Here is a 21,992-nt window from a genome sequence, read left to right on the forward strand (position 1 = left end):
GGATCTACATATCAACAATTATTTTGTGACCGTGTCTGTTTCTTTCGATTGCCACGCATCCTCTAGCGCGTCCAACTCAGGAAACTTCGTGCGATCAAATGATGGAGTTTTACCTTGCTTTAACTGCTCTTCATAATCCTTGATCACTTTGATCGCTAATTTTGACAACAGAACAAGGGCAATAATGTTAATCAGGGCCATCGCACCCATAGATGCATCGGCTAGGTTCCATACCACCGGTAGAGAAGCAACAGAGCCAAACATCACCATACCTAGCACGCTAAGGCGGAAAACAAATAGGCCTCTTTTACTGTTGCCATTAAGGAACATCACGTTGGTTTCAGCATAACTGTAATTAGCAATGATCGAAGTGAAGCAGAATAAAATGATAGCGGCGGCCATAAAGTAGCTGGTCCAAGAACCTAACTCGTTAGTTAATGCTTGTTGTAGCAGACTGATACCCGTCGCCGCCTCTGGTTGATCCATTACCCCACTGAGCATAATCATTGCAGCAGAAGCCGTACAGATCACTAAGGTATCAACAAATACACCCAGCATTTGCACAAAACCTTGTGATGCAGGGTGATTCGGGTTTGGTGTCGCACTCGCCGCGACGTTTGCAGCCGAACCCATGCCTGCTTCGTTAGAGAACAAGCCTCGAGCGATACCACTTTGCATCGCCTGTGCAATCGTATAGGCCACACCACCGGCTGCTGCTTCTTGCCAACCAAAAGCACTTTTGACAATCAACATCAGCACCGCTGGCACTTCTGTTACGTTCATTACAACGATAATTAACGCAATCGCGAGATAGCCGATTGCCATAATCGGCACGATGCTCGTCGATACTTTAGCGACTTTCTGCAAGCCGCCCATAATGACAAACGCTGAACAAGTCACAATCACAACGCCCGTAATCACCTCATTGAATCCAAAAGAGTGGCTCAATGCATCGGTAATCGTGTTCGCCTGTACTGCGTTAAACACCAAACCAAAAGCGATGATGAGGAAAATGGAAAACAACGAGCCCATCCAACGTTGGCCCAAGCCTTTTTCCATATAGTACGCAGGGCCACCACGGTATTGGCCATCGACATCTTTTACTTTGTAAATCTGAGCCAAGGTTGACTCAATAAAAGCGGTTGCCATACCGAATAAAGCAATCAACCACATCCAGAAAATCGCACCCGGGCCACCAACGGTTAGTGCAACGGCAACACCCGCCATATTCCCGGTACCGACACGTGCCGCCATCGAGGTACAAAACACTTGGTAAGAGCTAAGCCCATTATCGACTTCACGCCCGCTTTTTAAGATTTGAGTCGCGTGTTTAAATTGACGAATTTGAATAAAACCCAGACGAACGGTGAAATAAACACCGACAGCCACCAGCAAATAAACCAATACTTGGCCCCAAAGCACACCGTTTATGGCCCCTACTGCGGTATTCAATCCTGTATTTAACGCAGCTAACCACGATTCATTGGTAACGTTCATATTTTGTCCTGTATATGAGGTTCTAATACGCTTGGTAAAAGAACAAATGGAAATGCCCTTACTAGGCACTCATGTAAACTCGTTATATTTATTATATTTATGTAGTCATATCTCTACTGCGATGAAGAGTCTCTATAGACTAGGTTTATCAGTCATTTGACTCCCCTCACTTCGATCGCGGCGAAATTAGCATAATTCAAGAATTTGATTTAGCTTGAAATATGTAACATTTGGTAAATTAAATTACACATCCACGTGATATATAGCGTTAACGACGATAGATGGATAAAAATGACGTAAACCCCTTTTATCACTTAGTGAGAAAGTCTAATTTTTCATAGGCGTTTAATACGCATCTAGTTTTCTAGAAAAAATCAAATCGATTTCATCTTTTTATTAACAACAGGTGTCGAGCAATTAATTCAAATAGCTGTTAAACACTGATAAAAACGTTAAGCTAAAAATTGAATAGTCTCGATGGAACGGTCCCAAAAATGACAATACCTATTCTCTACTCTCTGCAAAACTGTCCCTACGCGATGCGGGCACGTATGGCTATTTTCAGAGCGAATCAGTCGGTATTGATTCGAGCCATCAAGCTCGACAACAAACCGCAAGCGATGTTAATGGCCTCAGCCAAAGGCAGCGTGCCAGTTTTAGTGGTTGCAACTGAAAATAAACATCGTTCCGTGATGGTGATTGAAGAGAGCTTAGAAGTGATGCTGTGGGCGTTGTCTCAACGCGATGAAGATAATTTACTGCGCACTGATGAGGCCGATGCCCTGCCCATAATGTTGAGTTTGATTACCCATTTCGAGCACGACTTTATCCCTGCTTTTAATGCTTATAGTTGCGCGAAACGCTACCATGAAGAGAACGTTATTGAATGCCGTCAGGCGTGTGAAGTGTATTTACAAGTACTCGAAGAAAGATTGACTCGGCATACATTCATGTATGCAGAACAAGAAAGCTTAATGGATCTTGCATTACTCCCCTTTTTACGCAAATTTGCCCGCATAGATAAGCAATGGTTTAGACAAAGCCCCTACCCAAAATTACGAACATGGTTAAATCACTACTTACAAAGCAGGATGTTTTCAAAAGTGATGGTAAAGCATGAACTCTGGCTCGACAACTATGAACAGATCTACTTTGGTCATGACAACACCTAATGGCAATTTGTCGCGTTTTTACCCAAAAAGGATACAAAAAGAGCTTCCCTTGGGAAGCCCTTGAACACACTTAAACTTACTTGAGTAAGCTTATTTGCTGACAACAAAGCTGTTTGGAATTTCAGCCAATTGAGTGCCCAAGTTATTTGGGAAAACAATGTACTCGCCGTGATACTTCACGTTCGATTTATAATCGGTCACTTTGTGCAGCATAAAGCCGGCATTCGCCGCTAATTCGATGAATTTTGCATGATTGCCACGAACAAACCAGTTCATTGGTTTTACCATCAATTCCCCATCGAAACAGCTATCGCATTGCTCGGTACAAAGAGCGAATGAGTTTTGACCTTCGATAAAGATCTGTACTTTTCCCACGCCAACTAGCGGCTCAGAAGTGGATACTTCCCAGTCATTCTCTTCCATAAAGTCGAGAAACTCATTAATTTGGCTATCTTTGACCGCTTTTGGCTCTTCGCCTTCAGGAAAGAACTCTGCATAAAAGCCTGAGATACGCTCAAAGGTAGCCATCAGATTTGAAGCATTACCTTTCGTGCGACCTTCTTTTTGCCAGCGAGTCAGATCACTCACTACGCAGCGATGAAATCGTTGGGCTTTTAATGATTTTGTCACCCAGCGAATTAAGAAATTGTTATTTGCTACCGGTGCATTTACCAATCTCTTTGCTTGATGCTCAGCATGGATTTCTTCCAACGCTGCATTAACCAACTTTTGAATTTCAACTGTATATTCAGCCATTAAGCCTTTCTTCCGTATAACCAATAAAATGCGGCAGATAACAGTGAACATGCCGTCATTACGACTATCATCGGCCAAGCTACGCCATTCGGTAATGCCGCAACAATACCACCAATGATAGAACCAATACCAAAACGCAGCGTACCCGCTAATGAAGAAGCAGTACCTGCCATCGTTGGGTAACCACTCAATAGCAAGCCCATCGCATTACTACCGATGGTCGATATTGTGCCAATAAAAAGCACAACAAACACCACAATGCCCCATAAGCCAAGATCCATCATCCACGCGGCAAACAAACCAATACCGGCAAACAATTGAACCCAAAGACCAAAGCGCAACATCGCATGAGAACCCACTTTTTTCACTAAACGGCCATTGATGCTGGTCATAATAATCATAGCAACAATGTTTAAGCCAAATAGGTAACCGAACTGATCGGGCCTCACACCATAAATATCAATATAGACGAACGCGCCACCCGTTAAAAAGGCGAACATGCCAGCAAAGGAAAAAGCCCCCGAGAGCACTAAACCCATTGCAACAGGGTTGCGGCACAACCGCACGTAGTTACGTAGCGTGGTCGCAATTCGTAAAGGCTGACGATTCTCAGTAGGTAATGTTTCAGGAATTTTCCACAGCACTAACACGATTACGATGGCCGCAAAGGCTGCTAATACCCAAAAAATTGAACGCCAGCCAAACCAGATCGCTAAATAACCACCAATCATTGGTGCAATGAGTGGCGCAATGGTGATCACCAAGGTCACAAAAGACATCGCACGGGCGAAATCTTCGCGATCGAACATGTCCCGTACAACGGCTTGAATGACTACCGCTGCCGCTGCGCCCGCAAAACCTTGCGCGGTACGTACCCAAGTTAAGGCATCAATACCATTGGTGGTCGCACTGACCACAGAAGCGATACCAAACAATAACACCCCAAGGATCAAAACTGGTCGACGACCAAAGCTGTCGGCGAGCGGACCATGGAACAATTGTCCTATTGCAAATCCTGCAGTATAGGCTGTTAGAGTAATCTGGACTTCGCCAGCCCCAACGCCCAAATCGCGGGCAATAGTCGGCATTGCTGGCAAATACATATCAATAGCGAGCGGTGTTAACGCGCCAATGGCACCCAAGACAAGAAAGAGAAGAAAATTGATTTGTGGGGCATTGGATTGTGAAGCAGTGGCAGACATACGTCTCCTAGTCGGTTGCGATTGCGCTGCAGCGCTCCTTGCTGCAACCAAACAGAGTTTGAGACAAACCTATCCTTAGGGTATCTGGTCTATCGTCGTTGAAAATAGCGCAAAAGACTACTTCTCAATAGGAAATAAATAATTTCCTAATATGAGTATTATTTCTCACTAGGAAGCGCAATCCATTTTTTTTCGACTGCTAAACGGCGAATTATTTCCAAATAGAATCAATTTCTTGTTGGGTTAAATCGCGGTATTCACCCGGTTCTAGATTCTCATCTAGTACGATGCTGCCAATACGTTCGCGGTGCAGTTCATCAACCTTGTTACCTAATGCTGCAAACATACGCTTCACTTGGTGGTATTTACCTTCAGTGATGGTCAGCAACACTTCATTGTTTGCCGCGTCAACAATCTCAAGTTTCGCTGGTGCCGTTAGGCCTTTCTCATTACGAAGCTCAATGCCTTGCGCCAGTTTTTCTGCATAATCATCGCCAATCGCGTCAGCAAGTAGGACACGGTAGGTTTTTTCACATTTGTGCTTCGGTGCGGTAATGCGGTGAGACCATTGGCCATCATCCGTCACCAAAACTAAACCTGTGGTATCCACATCCAAACGACCAGCAAAATGCAAATCTTCTTTTTTAATGTCGTCGATCAAAGCCAGTGCCGTTGGATGAGCGCCTTCGTCATGTGAACATACAAAGCCATCCGGCTTGAATAGCATGATATAGCGAGGACCGCGCATTTTAAGCTCGCGATCTTGCCACATAACCACGTTCTCATTGGTCACTTTTACTGATGTGATCTTACAAATCTCACCATCAATCGTTACTTCGCCACGTTTCACTAGAATCGTCGCTTCACGGCGAGTCACGTCCAACGTGTCGCATAAAAATTTGTCTAAACGTGCTTTTTCTTGCTGCACTTTATTTTGAGCCATAGATACCTCATCTCTGTTAGCTGCGCTATTATAGTGCGCCTAAGACAAATAGTTGAGCTATTTCACATAATTTATGTACACCCTGCGCCCCTATCAAGCCGACTCAGTAAAAGCGGTCATCCATTACTTTCGTAAACACACCACTCCAGCCGTCATTGTGCTGCCAACCGGAGCGGGTAAAAGCTTAGTCATTGCCGAGCTGGCGCGCCTTGCCAAAGGCCGCGTATTGGTGATGGCACATGTAAAAGAACTGGTTGAACAAAACCATGCCAAATACGAAGGTTACGATCTCAAAGGCGCAGTGTTCTCCGCCGGTTTAGGCCGTAAAGAGACCGATCAACAAGTGGTTTTTGCATCGGTACAATCCGTGGTGCGTAATCTGGATGAATTTAAAGACCAGTTTTCACTGTTGGTGATTGATGAATGTCACCGAGTACCGGAAGAAAAAACCTCCAGTTACCAAAAAGTGATCTCTCATCTGCAAGAGCTAAATCCCGGGATGAAAGTGCTTGGTTTAACGGCGACACCGTACCGCTTAGGCGTCGGCTGGATCTATCAATATCACACTCGTGGTCAAGTACGCAGTGAAGAACCCCGCTTCTTCCGTGATTGCATTTTCGAGTTGCCCATTCGTTACTTGCTGGATGAAGAATTCCTCACGCCCGCGAAAATGATGGATGCGCCCGTTTTAAGTTATGACTTTTCGCAGTTAAAACCCGCTAGCACAGGGCGCTATAAAGAAGCGGAAATGGACATGGTTATTGACCAAGCTAAGCGTGCCACACCGCAGATCGTCCAACAAATCATACAGTTCTCCGCAGATAAACAAGGCATCATGATCTTCGCTGCAACGGTGCGTCACGCACAAGAAATCTTCGGTTTATTGCCACAAGAACAAACCGCGATTGTGATTGGTGACACCCCCACGCCAGAGCGCGATGCGATTATTCAACGCTTTAAGCAGCGTGAGATAAAATTCTTAGTCAACGTGTCGGTATTAACCACTGGCTTTGATGCGCCGCATGTTGATCTGATTGCTATCTTACGCCCGACCGAATCTGTTAGTTTGTATCAACAAATTGTTGGCCGAGGTTTGCGTTTGTCACCGGGAAAAACGGAATGCTTGGTGCTTGACTACGCCGGTAACAGCTACGATTTGTATCAGCCTGAGGTGGGCAATCCTAAACCAGATTCCGACAGTGAAATCATCACCATTCCCTGCCCTGCCTGTGGTTTTAATAACAACTTTTGGGGCAAGTTGGATAACAACGGCTTTTTAATTGAGCATTTTGGCCGCCGTTGCCAAGGCTATTTTGAAGACGACGACACTGGAGAGCGTGAGCATTGCGGGTACCGCTTCCGCGCCAAATATTGCGGCGAATGTGGCGCAGACAATGATATCGCTGCACGCATTTGCCACGAGTGTGATGCCACCTTAGTTGACCCAGATAAAAAGCTTAAAGAGGCGCTGAACCTAAAAGATGCCTTAGTATACGAATGCCTGGAAATGGACTTTAATCTATTTAAAGATGACAAAGGTAGGAACCAACTCAAAGTGACATACCGTGGTGAAAACCAAGCTGCGGTACACGAATTTTGGTCGCTTAATACGCCGAAGCAGAAACAGACATTTTTAGCGCAGTTTGTTCGCCCTCACCTCGCGGATAAACATCGCCCCTTTACCGAATCATCACCGAGCAAAGTCATCGCCAATCAGCACCGTTTCCGCCCGCCACAGTTCGTGATCGCACGTAAAGTGGGACGTTTTTGGAAAATGCGCGATAAAATCTTTGCCGATGAACTCACTGACGGTTAATACTGACAGTGGAAAGGCTGCACGCGGTGGATCTTGGTGATTCACTTTGTGTTCATGTTGCATTATTTATCATACCCACAAGAATTTGCGCAAAGGTAACGCTATGTTTAAAAAGCTCATTGTCGGCTTAATCACTGTGACAGGATGTAGCCTGCTCTCGCTCCCCAGCTATGCCGCTTGGCACAGTGGTGACAGTAATCACGGCGACAAACATAATGATGGCCATGCACTGGTACGTGACGTCGAAAAGCCAGGCGCAAAGATTGAATTTGAAGAAGACCAAGACGAAGTCTACGAAGCGGTGCAAAAAGGCTATATCCGCCCTTTCTCTGAAATGTATGCTGCGGTCGAACGAGACCTGCGTGGCCGCATTATTAAGGTTGAGTTAGAGGAAGATGATGATATTTGGATTTATGAACTCAAGATCAATTACAACAATAATATCATCAAGGTTGAGTACAACGCGCAAACGTTAGACATGATCGAAATCAGTGGTCGACATTTGAAGAAAGCCCTCAAAAATACAGAAGAATAAAATAATGAAAATATTAGTAGTGGAAGATGAACCTCGTCTTGGCGAACAGATTATTGAAGCATTAGAACAAACGGGCTGGGTGCCAGAGCTGTCGACCGATGGCATCGATGCACTCTACCGTGCCACTTCTGAACAGTGGGATGTGATAGTGCTTGATTTAGGTTTACCAAAAATTGATGGTTTAACGGTATTAAAAGGTATTCGCGACGAGAATATCAATACGCCAGTGGTCATTTTGAGTGCGCGTGATACCCTGACACAACGTGTAGAAGGCTTAAATGCTGGTGCTGATGACTACCTAACCAAGCCATTTGAAATGGTTGAGTTAACCGCACGTATTCGTGCTCAACTGCGCCGAGCTTCAGGTAACGCATCACCAGTTATGCAAGTGGGTAACCTAAGCCTTGATACCCGAACATCAAAAGTGATGTGGCAAGGCTCAGCAGTAAGCTTAACTGCGTTGGAATATAAAGTGGTTGCCTACTTTATGCATAACGCTGAAAAAGTCATTTCACGAACCGAATTAGTTGAGCATATTTACAAGCAAGATTTCGACCGCGACTCCAACACCATCGAAGTATTCATTGGTCGTATCCGCAAAAAAATCGCTCCGAATGTCATCAAAACCGTGCGCGGTTTAGGGTACCAGTTGAATGCGGATTAATAAGCTACCGTTTATTAAACGCCTTAGTCTCAAAAGCCGCCTTGTATTGGCGGCGGTTGTTTGGCTTACCGCGATGATCATTGCCGCTGGTGTGACGGTTCCTTCGCAAGTGTTCAACTACATGGTTACCGACACCAAATCTCAGCTTTCTCTGTATATGGATGAGATCTCGGGCAATTTAGAGGTCGACAAAGCGGGTAAACTAACCCTCTCAGCACAACTCTCCGATCCGCGCTTCTCTCAACCTTATAGTGGTCTCTATTGGTACGCGTCTACTGCAGACAATGAACTGCGTTCGCGCTCGCTGTGGGATCGAAATATCGAGTTAAAGGATAAACAAACCGAAGCGCTCGGTGCTCGCGGTGAAAAACTCATTTTTGTTCACTCTAATCTCTATTTCCCTGAATACGATGGCCCAATTACCATTTTAGTCGGTGTCGATGAACAGCCAATCGAAGATACGGTACAAAAGTTGATGGGTGAGCTTTGGGTGATTCTCGCCCTCCTCTATCTTGGCGTGTTAGCGGTGATCTTAATTCAGATCGCTTGGTCTTTAAGCCCATTGACCAAAATGCATAAAGAACTCAGCGAATTGCGCAGTGGTTACAAAACCAGCCTAAGTGGTGATTATCCCAAAGATATCTCGCCATTGGTGTACGATTTGAATGCCTTGTTATTCCACTATCAAGAATTGTTAGAACGTGCTCGCCACCATGCCGGCAATCTTTCTCACGCACTAAAAACGCCTCTATCAATACTCAAAAACGAAGTGCAGCACTGTGAACCAGAGTTAAAAGCCAAGTTGCAACCACCTGTTGATCAAATACAAACCCAGATTGATTACCATCTTGGCCGCGCTCGCATGGCGGGCGCAAAAAACATCTTGTCAGTTAAAGCCTCACCGGCCGAGCGAATCGATGCGATTTCAATGGCCTTTGATAAAGTCTATGCCGCCCGTGAGATCACGCTGATCAATGAGATTGATGACGCACTCGAGGTCTCCGTTGATCCGACGGATCTGGATGAAATGGTGGGTAATTTGCTCGAAAATGGTTATAAGTGGGCAAATTCAATTATTCGTGTTCACGCCAGTATGATCGACAAAGAAAATGTCTGCATCATTGTGGAAGATGATGGCCCGGGTATTCCTGACGATCAACTCGAACATGTCGTAAAACGGGGAGTTCGCTTAGATGAAACCACACCAGGAACAGGGCTGGGGCTGAATATCGTCAGTGAAATGGTTCACAGCTATCGGGGTAACCTCTCACTCACTCATAGTGCTATGGGTGGTGTAAAAGCGATGTTAACCATGAAGCTGAGCCATTAGACTCTGGTCTCGCGCCCATTGAGGGTGTGTCTAATCACACAACGCCAATAACAAAAAAAGGCTTGCCACAATAATGGCAAGCCTTTGTTTTTCATCCTTTACCGATTCAAGTCATGCCAGGATTAGCTAGCTTGTTGCGCTAGCTTCAACTTATCTGCTCGCGCTTCGTTTAAGACGAAATAACTCAGCAGTAGCAACGAACACAGAGCGGAAGTAAGACAGATATAAAACGCCCAGTAGTAGCTGTACAGTTCACCGACAAAACCGACAGATAAACTAGCAAACAACATGCTCACTTGCATTAGGTTAGAGAACAAGGTAGACGCCGTCCCTAGTCGATCGTGCATCATATCTTGAATAGCGACCATGCCCAGAGTTGCCGTGACACCGATAAAGACACCGTTCAATAACTGAATCGAAAGTAATTGCCAAAACTCGGTCACATTCAACATCGCAACAAAGAACAAGCAACCGCTGACTAAAGACAATGCCAATAGTTTCATTGTGCCAAACTTGGCGGCCATTCTTCCGACTTTAAGCATGATTGGAATTTCACACAGCGCAGCAAAGCCAAACATATAACCCACCCAACTGGCATTTACCTTTAGCTCTTGCGTCAAATAAAGCGGCATAGTGGTGACATATAAGTTATTGGCACTAAACATAAAAACTAAGGCTATCGAGAATAAAATTACGGTACGGCTAAAGGGCCCTTTGCTCTCTTCGACGACTTTCTTTACTTTCATGACGCTGCTTGGCAAATACATAAATGCCAGAATAATGCTCAATAGTGTCGCGACAGCAGCCGCAGCAAATGAAGCACTAAAACCAAAAGCGGCTTTTAAGATAAAGGCAATGGGCGGCCCAACCACCCAGGCAATGGCAATACCCGCACGCATCACCGCCAAAAACGTCGTACTGTCTTCAATATGTTCGTCGGCATATTCACGCCCAAGGGCAAATAATTGGCCAAAAATCGAACCACTTAAACTACCAAATATCACTGCAATACCGACAGCTAAGTAGTAATTGCGGATAACACTGAACGCTAATACCGTGATTAAGTAACAGCTCAATGCCACCAACAATACGGTTTTACGATTCCAACCTTTATCTGACTTGACCGCCATAAACTGAGACACCACAACAGCGGAGCATATCGACAAAATCATATACGCGCTTAGCATCGCAGGACTCGCGCCCAATGCTTCTATAATAAATAAACTCGATAACGGGTAAAAAAATGAACCACATAGTCCCGAAACAAAAGTCATAATCAAAAAAATCAAGGCTGTTTTTTCCTTGAACATACACCACTCCTAACCTGTTTTAATTGTTGTCTGGCCAGACCTAACTCAATGCCCTCAGTCTACTCAAAATAGAACAAATCAATTAATAACTTGCCGCCGACTAATAATACTTTTCCTTCATTTATAGGTTTTTTTTTGACTGATTTTACCTAGCCAAGTAATCTAGTCATCAGCACAGAAAGGAATCATGCGATGAAACCAACAATAGAAAATGTATTAAATAACAATCAGTTCAACTGGCAATTCAAAGAATATCATTGTAAGAAAAAGACTGAGCAGTTCTCTTGCCCCTGGCACTACCATTCTGAGTATGAGTTGGTGCTTTATCGCGATCCTAACCATGTCTTTCAAGGCACTTGCTTTGCTGGTGACAGCGTGACGACCATCCGACGTAATAGCTTATTTTTGTTTGGTCCGGGCTTGCCGCATATGGTCTCTGGCACCATTCATGATGATAAAGGCCAAGGCCACTATTCGATGATTTTGTGGTTTCGTCATCAATGGATTGAGTCGTTGGTTGAAAGCATGCCTGAACTTAAATCCATTAAGAAATTTCTCCATAGAGCAGATCATGGGGTGATATTTAGTGACGAGACCACCGAGAAAATTTTTCATACCCTCAATGATCTTGAAAGCTATGAACCACATCATCAGCTGCTGCGCGTATTGCAATCGCTCAGTTTGCTTGCTGATGATGTCAACGCCAGTCAACTCTCTGTTAATCCCTATGGTTTACACGTTAGAAATAGCGATGAAGAATCAAGTAAGCGAGTTGAAGCGGCAAAAAACTTCATTGAACAGCGCTACGCAGATCCCATTAAGATCAGTGATTTGTGCCGTTCCCTGCACATAAGTGAGAGCTCAGCCTATCGACTGTTTGAGCGACATTTTGTCGAGAGTTTTTCTGATCATCTCAAACGATTTCGCATAGGTAAGGCATGTGAAATGCTGCTCAACTCAGAACTCTCAGTGGCTGTTATTGCGGAACTGAGCGGCTTTAATAATCTGTCTAATTTTAATCGTCAGTTTAAAACCGTGAAAAACATGACCCCTTCCGATTTTAGGTCCCAATACAATTAGACCATAGCAACCCACGTATAGCCGACATAAACTAACATCAACTCACTTGATTTCAAGAGCGATGAGATTGGATGGCAAGCAAGCTCTGTTCTTGAATCATCAAAATTCGACCGTCAGTAGAATAATCATGCTCATCATCTTGTCGACGCGGCTTTGATAGCGGTTGTAATAAGGTGAGATGGTGAGGCAATAATCGAGCTATTTGTGCCGCTAAACGATCACGCTCGATATCCACATTGGGATCAATACTGTGCAAGACCGTAAAAATGCCTGAATACGGTGTGAATTGTAATCCATTATCATAACTTAATGCTCCAGCCCACATCGGTTTTTCCGTGGAGCCATCAATCCCTACTTGCCACCAACGAATATGACTACGATGCATCAAGTCCCCCGGCAATTGAAAAGCCATTTCTTGCGGTGACCCGTGCCAAAACAAATCAGATACAGGTGGTGTTTTGGCACGTAGCAAACGTAAGTAGTCTTTAAATTCGATGTCATTACGTGAAAAAGTTTGATTTTCTATCCAACCCAACGTCTTCATCAAGCTACGGGGGGTTTCACCAATATAGACAACGTTGATCGCCTGAGCATCAAATACGCCGGATTTACCCGGGTAGGCTTTGAACAGCAATTGATTGGCATCCACCACAACCTGCTTATAGCTTTCATCTCTCGACTGCTTTTGAAAATCATCAGCAAACCAGAAAAAGTGGCTGTAATTTGCCAATAACATCAGTAAACAGACAAATAGCGTTGATTTAGCGAAGAGAAATCGCCACCGTAACTTACGCCCAAAATAGACAAAAACAATGCAACAAATCAAGATGAGGAGCAAATATTGATGTTCAATCAATACGGCCTGAGCTTGGGTTAAAAGAGGGAATTGATCAACGCCAATGGCCAAAAGATAACCCCACATGACAAACTGCCCTATCCCCAAAAGAACACCAACGAGATCAAACGCGGCAAAACGTCGCCATGAAATTTTGTTACTACCGGCCATAAAAGGGACGACCCAAGCAATTGGACCAAGTAAACGAGCGAACATTAATACATAATTGCCTTTCTGATGCATTAACCGGCGGCAACGGGCGATAGGTCGACGCGTTTTTGGCTGCCACGTAATCAGCTTTCTTTGAGCGCCCCCCCCTAAATAACGACCAATAAAATAGCTAATATGATCGCCTAGTATTGCGCCTACGAATACCGCAATAAGCCCGCTCCACACACCTTGCTGCAATTGATACCCTGCAGCGAGCAAAAATGGCTCGCCGGGAACAAACAAATTGGGGCCAATCAGCGCATCAAGCAATGCGCCGATAAATAGAGTCTCTCCTGTCAACAACATCCTCTAACGTACCGCCTTCTTATTGATGCGATTGGTTATAGTGGCCGAATTTATATTCCATCTCGTTGTTACGCATCTCACCAAAAAAGAAGCGGCGTACATTCGCTTTTAGGTAAGTGGCCCCCATTTTAAAGATGCCATCTTGATCAAGGCGACGCGGATCAAAACCAAACGTCAGATTTAAAAAACGAAAGCGCCAAGTTTTACTCGCACGTTTCACATAGTCACAATCTTCGCAAAGAGTAATGTGTTCATCAAAACCACCAATACGCTGGTGTACCAGTTTGGTGGAAAAAATACACGCCCCCACTGCAGTCGGAAAAGTAAATTGAGTCACAAATAAGCCTAGGTTAAACAGGCCATAACCAAGTTTATGGATCAGAGGTAATGATTGAGCGCCCATATAAACGCCGGCAACTTCGAGCTGTTTATGCTCTAACTGCTCAAGCGCGCAAGTTAAAAAGGTAGGGCTAAGACGAACATCGGCATCGAGAAACAGCAAACGCTCATGTTGAGCTAAACTGGCTCCGGTATTGCGGCCTAAACTCACGCCTCGTTGTTCCATTTTATGGACTGTTAAAGCTGGCAACGCACTTTGGTATGCTTGCGCGACCTCAATCGTATTATCATCACTGTTTGAATCGACGACGATAACTTCAAACTGTTGGTGTGTTTGTTGACTAAGATCTTCTAATAAACGGCCAATGCGTTTTTCTTCATTCAATGTAATTACAACAATGCTTACTGGGCTCATAACTTGCTCCTAAATCAGTCACGTAGTTTGGAGCTAGATTACAATTGTCATGCTTAACCTATCGTGACATATTCGTTCAGATAGCGTTCATATAAACCTGATGTTGTTCGGCTATTTAAAATCAACAACAAATGAAGCAACACCGTTGATTGTCGGTTAACTAACCAATTCACCCAAAAGCCTTTTTTAACGCTTAGAATCTCACCACACAGACGCCAAAGGTATTGCTCAAATTAGGATAGAGTGCTAGTATCCGCGCTCGCTGTTAGAGTTACCATTTGGTTTCCCGCAGCGTATACCACGACACGAGGTCGCATCGTGTTGTGAAATCTATATTAATTTTACGAGAGTAATACTATGAAATTTGAAGCAGTAGTACGTACTGAACTAGGTAAAGGTGCGAGCCGCCGCCTACGTCACGCTGGTAAATTCCCTGCTATCGTTTACGGTGGTTCTGAAGCTCCAGTATCAATCGTTCTTAACCACAACGACATCGTTAACCAAATGGACAAGCCTGAGTTCTACGAAGGTATCGTTCTAGTGATCGATGGCGCTGAAGTTAAAGTTAAGCCTCAAGACGTTCAACGTCACGCTTTCAAGCCAAAAGTTGAGCACATGGACTTCATCCGTATCTAATTTCCTTTACCGAGGAATTAGTTGGATTAAAAGCCAACCTTTTGCATATAAGAATATCGGCCTTACCATCCGACAATTCTAAAAATTCGAAACCCCAGAGACTTACCACCTCTGGGGTTTCACCGTTTCTGGAGACAAAAAAGAAGCGAGAAGCGAGAAGCGAGAAGCGAGAAGCGAGAAGCGAGAAGCGAGAAGCGAGAAGCGAGAAGCGAGAAGCGAGAAGCGAGAAGCGAGAAGCGAGAAAAGTTTGGCTCGATGAGTGCGTGTTGTCAATGCCCGGAGGCACACTACTGCTCAGTCGTAATGTGTAATGTGGTGAAATGAAAATGTTAGAGGATAATGATTAGTATACTATGCGGCATTAGCCCGTAGACGAGCAAAATAAGCTGGGTACTTATTGCGAATATGACGCTGCTGCTCAACCATATGTTTAAACGATGGACCTTTATAAAGCTGAATAATCACTTCGTTTTTATCGAAACGCAAAATTGCGCCTTCTATCGGCACTTTGCAATCCACACTCAAACTCAGCGTTCCCGTTAGAGAAAGCCCTTTGTATAAAGTGGTGAGGTTATTCATGATCACACGAATCCCCTTTTCCGACACTTCACTAACATGAAATAATTCATCTTGTATACGAACAACCGGCATAGCTCGGCTAGGGTATCGTAATCGATAGTACCTGCGCTTTTGCACTTCATCGTTCATAACATCGATCCTTTGCGTTTATTCATCGCGAGAGCGACTTTGCTACTTATGGGTTGCCTAATTATAACCATCGGCTATAGAAAACAAAACTTTAGCGTTCATTTTTGAATAAATCATTCTACACCTAGTAATTATTTGAGCTACATTTATTTTCTATCCAACTGTTTTTATTCATAAAAGGTTTCTTCTGTCGGTAGAAAAATCTATTGCTTTACTTCGGATTAATTAGGCATAAAATTGCCGCCTGTTCTACACACTCATCAACCAATATGAACGATTCTCGCTTCGGTAATGGCATGGCTGCACTCTCATTTGCGCTATGGGGTTTACTACCGCTTTACTATCAGTTCCTACCTAATGCCGCGATGGATGAACTACTCGCCTTTCGCTTAATGGCATCAGTGCCTTTTGCCGCACTGATGATCATCTTTACCCAGCGTAAACGGATTGACTTGAAAGCGATTTTCGCTGATAGAGCCTCACTATCTCGCGCATTTATCGCTAGTGCGCTGATGTGTATCTCTTGGACTGCTTTTACATGGGCAATGACCAACGATCGCGTCATCGACGCCAGTTTAGGCTTTTTTATTAGCCCGCTCACTATGGCAGCTTTAGGCGTATTTGTTCTCAAAGAACAAATTAGTGCCGGTAAAAAAGTCGCTCTAGTTCTTGCGACTGCTGGCCTCAGTTATCAAGTAATGCAATATGGACAAGTCCCTTATATCGCACTAACCATGGCCATCTTTTTTACTCTTTATGGTTGGTTTAAAAAGAAAATCAATTACGACTGGGCAACCTGTCTTTTTGTTGAAGTGCTGCTGCTTACCCCCTTTGCGCTGGGCTATTTGATCATCAAACAAGCCACCGTAGGAACGGTCTCGTTAGAGTCAGGATGGCAAACACTACTGCTTTATATCGGCTCGGCACCAATAACATTACTGCCTTTGATTTTCTATTCCATGGCGATTCGATTAACATCGATGTCTAACGTGGCTTTGATGCAATATATTGAACCGAGTTTACAATTTGTTTTGGCCGTATTCCTCTTCGGTGAAGTATTCGATGAAGTGAAATTGGTAAGCTTTAGCCTTATCTGGGCGGGATTATTGTTCATCATTATCGAGACATTAGTAAAACGCAGGCCACTTGCGAAACCCTGATTCGGTAGTCTAACCAACGTCTAAAAGCAAACTAACAAAAGCCCCAGCCATCGTGCTGGGGCTTTTCGTAACAAAGGGTTCAACCTAGATGAATGGTAAATAGAGCGGGACTCATTGAGCTCTAGTGAATAGAACAGCTCAGTGCTCACGCCCTGATGGATTAGAACCAAAATCGACTTGTTGATAAATGTCAGCTAATTTCTTCGGCGATTTCACGCCGCTCTTAGGTGTTGAATTAGGACTAGAATAGGATTGCGCTTGTAGCGCCTTTTGATGTGCTTTAGCGGATTGTAAATACGCAGAGTCGGTCATCGCCTGTTGGCGTGCACGGTTTACGCGTTCGAGAGTTTCCCACAACATACCTCACCTCCAGTTACTGTATTTATATACAGCATAGCTTTCGTAACGAGAATGTCAACAAAATTACTGTATAAACACACAGTTCTTTTTAGGGTCAATTAACTCACTGTGGTTTACCAGCCTCTAATGTTTGCGTTAAGTGTCACCCCTAGAGTAATTAGCCTAAGCACAAAATTCCGTGCGCGAGGTCAATAATCGGATGTGAATCAGCTCGAATAACATTTTTAAAATTGCATAAAGCGATAAATTCTTAATCAAGCCATGATAGTGTCTTCTGACACATTTATAAGTAGTTTGAGAGCCCAAAGGATAGCTTGTTAAGTTAACAAGTTACCGAGATGCTAAATGAATAACATCGCGCAACGAATAGTCGAAAGAGTAGACATCAAGATTCTGATTCGTATTGGTTATATTATTGCGATCAGCCTGATTTCATACACATTGATCATGGAGCATGGCACCGTCGGTTGGTCATATGTGTTATTTCCGATCGGCATGATCTCCGCCTTAGTGACAAAATCTCTAAGACGCCGAAAGTTATTAGCTTTTCTCTCCTTCATTCATATTCTTGTCGGAGGCTTAATTGAACCTCTTGAACTCGACGCTATTGAAGAAGCTTTCCTATTATTACCTTTGTGTTATTTGGTGCTCTTTCCTGCCACCATTTGGCCCGTATTAATCGTAGTATCGCTTGTCGCCCACTATTTTTTTACTACCCCAGCCGAATTACTGCCTGAGCTAATAGAAGACGCTATCGAACTGTTACTGATCACCGTCTTTGCCACCATAATGACCTATTACAAGCGCAAATTTGATGAACAACTCAAAGTCTATCGCAAAGAAAGCTTAAGTGACTTTTTAACCCAATTACCCAATAGGCGAGCATTTTATGAATATGTAAACGCTTACGCTGATACCAGTATCCATAATCGTGATTTTGTATTATTAAAGATCGATGTCGACAACTTTAAAGATGTTAACGACTCTTTTGGCCAACATCAGGCAGATAATCTTTTAAAATCCATCGCTGAAAAACTCAAATATATCGTAATAGATCGGGCACAATTGTTCCGTTTAGAAGGCGATGAATTTGTCATTCTTCTCTGCGAACGAGCCGATATCGAACATCAAGTCAGCGGTATGGTTCGCGAGTTGATGCGTTCCGAGCAGTTTCAATTTGAGCTCGATCGTGGCTCATATCAAGTGACCTTTTCTGTTGGGGTATCCTCACTGAAAAAAGCGGCGAACAACCATGATATTTGGCTGAAAAATGTCGATGTCGCAACACTCAAAGCGAAAACAACCGGTAAAAACCGCGTACGTTGGTATGATGAGTCGTTATTAGACGAGACCATTCGTAGCCATCAAATTGAAGCGGAGCTAGAACAAGCTATCAAATTGGCTCAATTTGCTTTGGTCTATCAACCTAAGGTGTGTGTCGAAACACAGTGCGTGACTGGCGCAGAAGCGCTGATTCGTTGGGAGCACCCTAACTTAGGCACAATAAGCCCATTTGAATTCATTTCCATTGCCGAACAAACCAAGCAAATTATTGCGATTGGCCGCTGGGTGATTCGAACCGCTTGTCAGCAAGCAAAACAATGGGCAGATGCCGGCACACCAATTACCGTTTCCGTCAACGTTTCAACGGTTCAGTTTGCCCATGACGACCTTTTCCCTTATATCCGCCATATACTGCGTCAAACAGGCTTAGCTCCGAACTTATTGCAAATCGAAATTACCGAAACCACCTTAATGAAAGATACTGAGCGCGTGACTAAGATCTGCCGTCGTTTGCAAAATGAAGGGGTGACTATCGCGATTGATGATTTTGGTGTCGCCTATTCATCGCTCAATTATCTGAAACACTTGCCGATTGATGTATTGAAAATCGATAAATCGTTTGTTGATGACTGTGTTAACGAGCATAACGACCACATGTTAGTCAGAACCATTATCCAGCTTGGTCATAACATGGGTAAAAAAGTGATTGCCGAAGGCGTTGAGTATGAAGAGCAACGAGTATTATTGCATAAAGAAGAGTGTGATGATTTTCAAGGCTATCTGTTTTCTAAACCGATTTCGGCCAATGAATTTACTCACCGTTTTGTCGAGCAGCGTTGCCCTGCCTAACATTTAGTGACGTATCCTTCATCGGATTAAAAACATAAAGGGAGCTAAAGCTCCCTTTATTACTAGTGATTTGGTGTTCAATCGTTTAACCACCATCCATTATTGTAAGTAAGCATTGAGCATCCACATTAGCTTTTCTTGCTCACGAATATAATCCCCCATCAAGGCCGCAGTACCTTCATCTTGTGCTTCACCAGCAAAGGTAAGAATTTCACGCTGTTTAAGGAGTAATAAACTAAAACCGTTAACCAGACCTTGAACACACTCCTGACCATTACTGGCATTCACATGCTCTTTTAGCTCACTTAATTCAAGGTAACGCGTAAAGCTATGATTTGGTGTTTCACCCAAAGTTAGAATGCGCTCGGCAAGTTCATCGATCTTTGTTTGCAGATCAGTGTAAATTTCTTCGAATTTCACATGCAGTTCAAAGAACTGCTGCCCTTTGATATTCCAGTGATAGCCACGGGTGTTCATATACAACACTTGATAATGAGCCAACAATTGATTGAGTTGCTGAGAGATCTGTACAGATTGTTCGTGATTTAAGCCGATAAGATTAACTTGATTAGACATAATGCAATTCCTATTAAACTGAGTAATGAATCGTGCGCATAAATCGCGATATTGCGCTGTTTCGTTTCAATTGTTTCGTTTCGATATGGCTAGATTACCCCTCTAACGCCAATCAGGATATTTGCTTAAATCTATTATTTTAATCGATGTCACCTATCAAAATGGGGTAGACCGTACTTCTAATCAACACTAAAAAGCGTTAAATCCAATGCTATCGGTTCACCAAGCCAATAGACATATTCGGTGTGATCACGATAATCATCTTCGGTAACGGCATGCACCAAAACTGAGTGACCTTGACGTGCGTTATCCAGCCAATCAATCACCTTATCAAACTGCTCTCGGTCGAAATCAATCTCAAAACTCCACTGAGTATGTGGGCCAACTAAACGTTGGTTGAAACGACCGACAAACAAACCTAACGTTTGATGGATCTCTTCACGGATTTTGGCCGCATAGTCACTGCTTGATTGATCAAAGTAGAAATGCGCGTGATAGTTTTGATGCTGATTAATGGGAAAGGTCATAATTTTTCTGCTGCTGTAATTGATGCGCTTATTCTATCCTTTTCTAAGTCACACCTCAGCCATACTTACATAGCTTACATTTGTGTGACCTGACTCTCTGAACGTTCGCTAAACCCAAGGCGCTTGGGTATATCACTATTCAAAAATCGTATTTTTATGGTATTAATCGACAATAAACGTCATTTTAGAGGTATCAATGGCAACAATAAACGATGTGTGCCGAATCGCTGGGGTTTCAAAAGCGACGGTATCACGAGTGATTAATGGCACCGGTCAAGTACGACAAAGCACCCAAGATAAAGTTAAAGCGGTCATGAAAGAGCTTAATTATCGACCAAGCTCTGTCGCTCAAGCACTGGCAAGCCAAAGCAGCAATAGTATTGGTTTGGTTATTTCTGACTTTACCGGTGGCTATTTTGGTAGCCTTTTGAAGCAAGCATCGGTCAGCGCAGAGCAAATGGGTAAACAGCTCTTATTTGCTGATGGCCACAACAATGCCGAAGATGAACTTAAAGCGGTTTACTCTCTGGTTGAAAAAAAGTGCTCACTCATCATTCTTTATAGCCGCAAACTCTCATGTGAACAGGTGATTGAGCTAAGCCAATTAATCTCGATACCAATTATTAATGTTGGTCGGTCTCTGCCTGCAGAAGCCGGATTTTCCATTACCTTCGACCAAGGTAACGCTGTCGAACTTGCTGCCCAGCATTTAATTGAATTGGGTCATCAACACCTAACCTATATCGGTCCAAAAGCCACTACTCCCACGTCTCGTCTTCGTCGTCAGGGCTTCGATGACCTGATCGCCGCCAATCAAATGAAGGGCATCATTGGCGACTATTGTGAATCAGACTTTGGCTTTGAAGAAGGCTACCAAGCCACCAAGCAGTTTCTGCGTCAACAACCTTTTGGCAGTGCCATCGTTGCCGCGGCCGATGATATCGCCATTGGTTGCATTAAAGCACTCAATGAGCAAGGGATTCGTGTGCCGCAAGAGGTCTCTGTGGTCAGTATTGATAACGACCCTTGTTCAGCCTTTGTTTCACCGCCATTGACCACTGTTAACATTCCGATTAAAGCGATTACGAAACGCGCAATGGACGTTGCGAAACATTTGATTGAAACCGGTATTGCCCCGAAACCCGAGGTCGTCCAAGGCGAATTACTGATTCGTCAATCTACCCAACGTATTTAATCCTCCTCACCTTCTCTATGTCGCCAGTCATTCGATACCTCAGTAACTGACGACATTGATAGTACTTCAAACACGACATCCCCTGCAGCACACAAATAATACGTCTGAGTCGCACGGACAAAGACTGTGCAAAACTTGACCTACACAACACTAATCTATTCCCATCTCACTATTTCTGTGAACTCATGCGCAGCAATGTAACCGGTTACAGAAACCGGTTTCTTTTTTGTCTACATTGGTTGTTAACTAATCAAAACACCTTCACACAAGGAACAAGAATATGAAAA

The 21,992-nt window shown here is 43.8% G+C and carries 21 protein-coding genes; 10 read left to right on the forward strand and 11 right to left on the reverse strand.

Annotation, left to right across the window (positions count from 1 at the left end; translation table 11 throughout):
- Positions 1-18: 18 nt before the first annotated feature.
- On the reverse strand, positions 19-1,497 hold the full coding sequence (locus tag RH86_RS09730; RefSeq protein ID WP_009386037.1) for an alanine/glycine:cation symporter family protein: 1,479 nt from the start codon (positions 1,495-1,497) through the stop codon (positions 19-21).
- A gap of 494 nt (positions 1,498-1,991) precedes the next feature.
- Between RH86_RS09730 and RH86_RS09735 the strand changes: the two genes are divergently transcribed.
- Positions 1,992-2,669: a glutathione S-transferase gene (locus RH86_RS09735; RefSeq protein ID WP_083823368.1), complete on the forward strand. Its 678-nt coding sequence runs from the start codon at positions 1,992-1,994 to the stop codon at positions 2,667-2,669.
- Positions 2,670-2,759: 90 nt separating this feature from the next.
- Here the strand turns inward: RH86_RS09735 and RH86_RS09740 are convergent, their stop codons facing one another.
- The 3 genes from RH86_RS09740 to rsuA form a co-directional block, all read right to left on the reverse strand.
- Complete coding sequence (locus RH86_RS09740; protein ID WP_005598853.1) at positions 2,760-3,425, reverse strand: DUF2913 family protein; 666 nt, start codon at positions 3,423-3,425, stop codon at positions 2,760-2,762.
- On the reverse strand, positions 3,425-4,627 hold the full coding sequence (locus tag RH86_RS09745) for a Bcr/CflA family multidrug efflux MFS transporter (RefSeq protein WP_005598852.1): 1,203 nt from the start codon (positions 4,625-4,627) through the stop codon (positions 3,425-3,427). The genes RH86_RS09740 and RH86_RS09745 overlap by 1 nt, the downstream gene beginning before the upstream one ends.
- A gap of 211 nt (positions 4,628-4,838) precedes the next feature.
- Positions 4,839-5,570, reverse strand: a complete 732-nt coding sequence (rsuA, locus tag RH86_RS09750; protein WP_009386039.1) for a 16S rRNA pseudouridine(516) synthase RsuA — start codon at positions 5,568-5,570, stop codon at positions 4,839-4,841.
- Positions 5,571-5,643: 73 nt separating this feature from the next.
- Between rsuA and RH86_RS09755 the strand changes: the two genes are divergently transcribed.
- The 4 genes from RH86_RS09755 to RH86_RS09770 all read left to right on the forward strand — a co-directional run bounded on the left by RH86_RS09755 (position 5,644) and on the right by RH86_RS09770 (position 9,915).
- A complete protein-coding gene (locus RH86_RS09755; RefSeq protein WP_009386040.1) occupies positions 5,644-7,386 on the forward strand; it encodes a DEAD/DEAH box helicase in 1,743 nt (580 codons plus the stop codon).
- Between the two features lie 103 nt (positions 7,387-7,489).
- Positions 7,490-7,921, forward strand: coding sequence for a PepSY domain-containing protein (locus RH86_RS09760; RefSeq protein WP_009386041.1), 432 nt, complete (start codon positions 7,490-7,492; stop codon positions 7,919-7,921).
- 4 nt (positions 7,922-7,925) lie between these two features.
- Entirely contained in the window at positions 7,926-8,585 is a 660-nt protein-coding gene (locus RH86_RS09765) for a response regulator transcription factor (protein WP_005598845.1), read from the forward strand.
- Entirely contained in the window at positions 8,575-9,915 is a 1,341-nt protein-coding gene (locus RH86_RS09770) for an ATP-binding protein (protein WP_009386042.1), read from the forward strand. The genes RH86_RS09765 and RH86_RS09770 overlap by 11 nt, the downstream gene beginning before the upstream one ends.
- 122 nt (positions 9,916-10,037) lie before the next feature.
- On the opposite strand, the gene RH86_RS09775 is transcribed toward RH86_RS09770, so the two are convergent.
- On the reverse strand, positions 10,038-11,225 hold the full coding sequence (locus RH86_RS09775) for a sugar efflux transporter (protein WP_009386043.1): 1,188 nt from the start codon (positions 11,223-11,225) through the stop codon (positions 10,038-10,040).
- 192 nt (positions 11,226-11,417) lie between these two features.
- Between RH86_RS09775 and RH86_RS09780 the strand changes: the two genes are divergently transcribed.
- Positions 11,418-12,305 (forward strand): AraC family transcriptional regulator, encoded by an 888-nt coding sequence (locus RH86_RS09780; protein ID WP_009386044.1) that lies wholly within the window; start codon positions 11,418-11,420, stop codon positions 12,303-12,305.
- Between the two features lie 52 nt (positions 12,306-12,357).
- Here the strand turns inward: RH86_RS09780 and RH86_RS09785 are convergent, their stop codons facing one another.
- Both RH86_RS09785 and RH86_RS09790 read right to left on the reverse strand, forming a co-directional pair.
- Complete coding sequence (locus RH86_RS09785; protein ID WP_009386045.1) at positions 12,358-13,656, reverse strand: LssY C-terminal domain-containing protein; 1,299 nt, start codon at positions 13,654-13,656, stop codon at positions 12,358-12,360.
- A 19-nt stretch (positions 13,657-13,675) separates the two neighbouring features.
- Positions 13,676-14,410 carry a glycosyltransferase family 2 protein gene (locus tag RH86_RS09790; RefSeq protein ID WP_009386046.1) on the reverse strand — a complete coding sequence of 245 codons (735 nt, stop codon included), beginning with the start codon at positions 14,408-14,410 and terminating at the stop codon, positions 13,676-13,678.
- Between the two features lie 357 nt (positions 14,411-14,767).
- Here RH86_RS09790 and rplY point away from each other — a divergent pair, with 357 nt between their 5' ends.
- On the forward strand, positions 14,768-15,046 hold the full coding sequence (gene rplY / locus RH86_RS09795; RefSeq protein ID WP_005598831.1) for a 50S ribosomal protein L25: 279 nt from the start codon (positions 14,768-14,770) through the stop codon (positions 15,044-15,046).
- A gap of 351 nt (positions 15,047-15,397) precedes the next feature.
- Here the strand turns inward: rplY and RH86_RS09800 are convergent, their stop codons facing one another.
- Positions 15,398-15,754: a PilZ domain-containing protein gene (locus RH86_RS09800; protein ID WP_009386047.1), complete on the reverse strand. Its 357-nt coding sequence runs from the start codon at positions 15,752-15,754 to the stop codon at positions 15,398-15,400.
- A 269-nt stretch (positions 15,755-16,023) separates the two neighbouring features.
- On the opposite strand from RH86_RS09800, the gene rarD reads away from it, so the two are divergent.
- On the forward strand, positions 16,024-16,914 hold the full coding sequence (rarD, locus tag RH86_RS09805; RefSeq protein WP_038219521.1) for an EamA family transporter RarD: 891 nt from the start codon (positions 16,024-16,026) through the stop codon (positions 16,912-16,914).
- Between the two features lie 138 nt (positions 16,915-17,052).
- Here rarD and RH86_RS09810 read toward each other — a convergent pair whose 3' ends face one another.
- Positions 17,053-17,274, reverse strand: a complete 222-nt coding sequence (locus RH86_RS09810; RefSeq protein WP_009386049.1) for a hypothetical protein — start codon at positions 17,272-17,274, stop codon at positions 17,053-17,055.
- Between the two features lie 345 nt (positions 17,275-17,619).
- Between RH86_RS09810 and RH86_RS09815 the strand changes: the two genes are divergently transcribed.
- A complete protein-coding gene (locus RH86_RS09815; RefSeq protein WP_009386050.1) occupies positions 17,620-19,407 on the forward strand; it encodes a putative bifunctional diguanylate cyclase/phosphodiesterase in 1,788 nt (595 codons plus the stop codon).
- 99 nt (positions 19,408-19,506) lie between these two features.
- Here the strand turns inward: RH86_RS09815 and RH86_RS09820 are convergent, their stop codons facing one another.
- Positions 19,507-19,983, reverse strand: a complete 477-nt coding sequence (locus RH86_RS09820; protein WP_005598821.1) for a Dps family protein — start codon at positions 19,981-19,983, stop codon at positions 19,507-19,509.
- Between the two features lie 179 nt (positions 19,984-20,162).
- Positions 20,163-20,510, reverse strand: coding sequence for a DOPA 4,5-dioxygenase family protein (locus tag RH86_RS09825; RefSeq protein WP_009386051.1), 348 nt, complete (start codon positions 20,508-20,510; stop codon positions 20,163-20,165).
- A 196-nt stretch (positions 20,511-20,706) separates the two neighbouring features.
- On the opposite strand from RH86_RS09825, the gene RH86_RS09830 reads away from it, so the two are divergent.
- On the forward strand, positions 20,707-21,705 hold the full coding sequence (locus RH86_RS09830) for a LacI family DNA-binding transcriptional regulator (RefSeq protein ID WP_009386052.1): 999 nt from the start codon (positions 20,707-20,709) through the stop codon (positions 21,703-21,705).
- The last annotated feature ends 287 nt before the right edge of the window (positions 21,706-21,992 follow it).

Origin of the sequence: Vibrio sp. N418 (genome assembly GCF_000222565.1) — a bacterium.
In the GTDB taxonomy this organism is placed as follows: Bacteria; Pseudomonadota; Gammaproteobacteria; order Enterobacterales; family Vibrionaceae; genus Vibrio; species Vibrio scophthalmi.

What these genes read in the sequence shown, in the direction of transcription:
- RH86_RS09760 (WP_009386041.1), top strand. Translation starts at nt 7,490, where the DNA reads ATGTTTAAAAAGCTCATTGTCGGCTTAATCACTGTGACAGGATGTAGC.
- RH86_RS09730 (WP_009386037.1), bottom strand. Translation starts at nt 1,497, where the DNA reads ATGAACGTTACCAATGAATCGTGGTTAGCTGCGTTAAATACAGGATTG.
- RH86_RS09800 (WP_009386047.1), bottom strand. Translation starts at nt 15,754, where the DNA reads ATGAACGATGAAGTGCAAAAGCGCAGGTACTATCGATTACGATACCCT.
- RH86_RS09735 (WP_083823368.1), top strand. Translation starts at nt 1,992, where the DNA reads ATGACAATACCTATTCTCTACTCTCTGCAAAACTGTCCCTACGCGATG.
- RH86_RS09790 (WP_009386046.1), bottom strand. Translation starts at nt 14,410, where the DNA reads ATGAGCCCAGTAAGCATTGTTGTAATTACATTGAATGAAGAAAAACGC.
- RH86_RS09815 (WP_009386050.1), top strand. Translation starts at nt 17,620, where the DNA reads ATGAATAACATCGCGCAACGAATAGTCGAAAGAGTAGACATCAAGATT.
- rarD (WP_038219521.1), top strand. Translation starts at nt 16,024, where the DNA reads ATGAACGATTCTCGCTTCGGTAATGGCATGGCTGCACTCTCATTTGCG.
- RH86_RS09755 (WP_009386040.1), top strand. Translation starts at nt 5,644, where the DNA reads ATGTACACCCTGCGCCCCTATCAAGCCGACTCAGTAAAAGCGGTCATC.
- RH86_RS09825 (WP_009386051.1), bottom strand. Translation starts at nt 20,510, where the DNA reads ATGACCTTTCCCATTAATCAGCATCAAAACTATCACGCGCATTTCTAC.
- RH86_RS09765 (WP_005598845.1), top strand. Translation starts at nt 7,926, where the DNA reads ATGAAAATATTAGTAGTGGAAGATGAACCTCGTCTTGGCGAACAGATT.
- RH86_RS09820 (WP_005598821.1), bottom strand. Translation starts at nt 19,983, where the DNA reads ATGTCTAATCAAGTTAATCTTATCGGCTTAAATCACGAACAATCTGTA.
- RH86_RS09780 (WP_009386044.1), top strand. Translation starts at nt 11,418, where the DNA reads ATGAAACCAACAATAGAAAATGTATTAAATAACAATCAGTTCAACTGG.
- RH86_RS09785 (WP_009386045.1), bottom strand. Translation starts at nt 13,656, where the DNA reads ATGTTGTTGACAGGAGAGACTCTATTTATCGGCGCATTGCTTGATGCG.
- RH86_RS09810 (WP_009386049.1), bottom strand. Translation starts at nt 17,274, where the DNA reads ATGTTGTGGGAAACTCTCGAACGCGTAAACCGTGCACGCCAACAGGCG.
- rsuA (WP_009386039.1), bottom strand. Translation starts at nt 5,570, where the DNA reads ATGGCTCAAAATAAAGTGCAGCAAGAAAAAGCACGTTTAGACAAATTT.
- RH86_RS09740 (WP_005598853.1), bottom strand. Translation starts at nt 3,425, where the DNA reads ATGGCTGAATATACAGTTGAAATTCAAAAGTTGGTTAATGCAGCGTTG.
- RH86_RS09775 (WP_009386043.1), bottom strand. Translation starts at nt 11,225, where the DNA reads ATGTTCAAGGAAAAAACAGCCTTGATTTTTTTGATTATGACTTTTGTT.
- RH86_RS09830 (WP_009386052.1), top strand. Translation starts at nt 20,707, where the DNA reads ATGGCAACAATAAACGATGTGTGCCGAATCGCTGGGGTTTCAAAAGCG.
- RH86_RS09770 (WP_009386042.1), top strand. Translation starts at nt 8,575, where the DNA reads ATGCGGATTAATAAGCTACCGTTTATTAAACGCCTTAGTCTCAAAAGC.
- RH86_RS09745 (WP_005598852.1), bottom strand. Translation starts at nt 4,627, where the DNA reads ATGTCTGCCACTGCTTCACAATCCAATGCCCCACAAATCAATTTTCTT.
- rplY (WP_005598831.1), top strand. Translation starts at nt 14,768, where the DNA reads ATGAAATTTGAAGCAGTAGTACGTACTGAACTAGGTAAAGGTGCGAGC.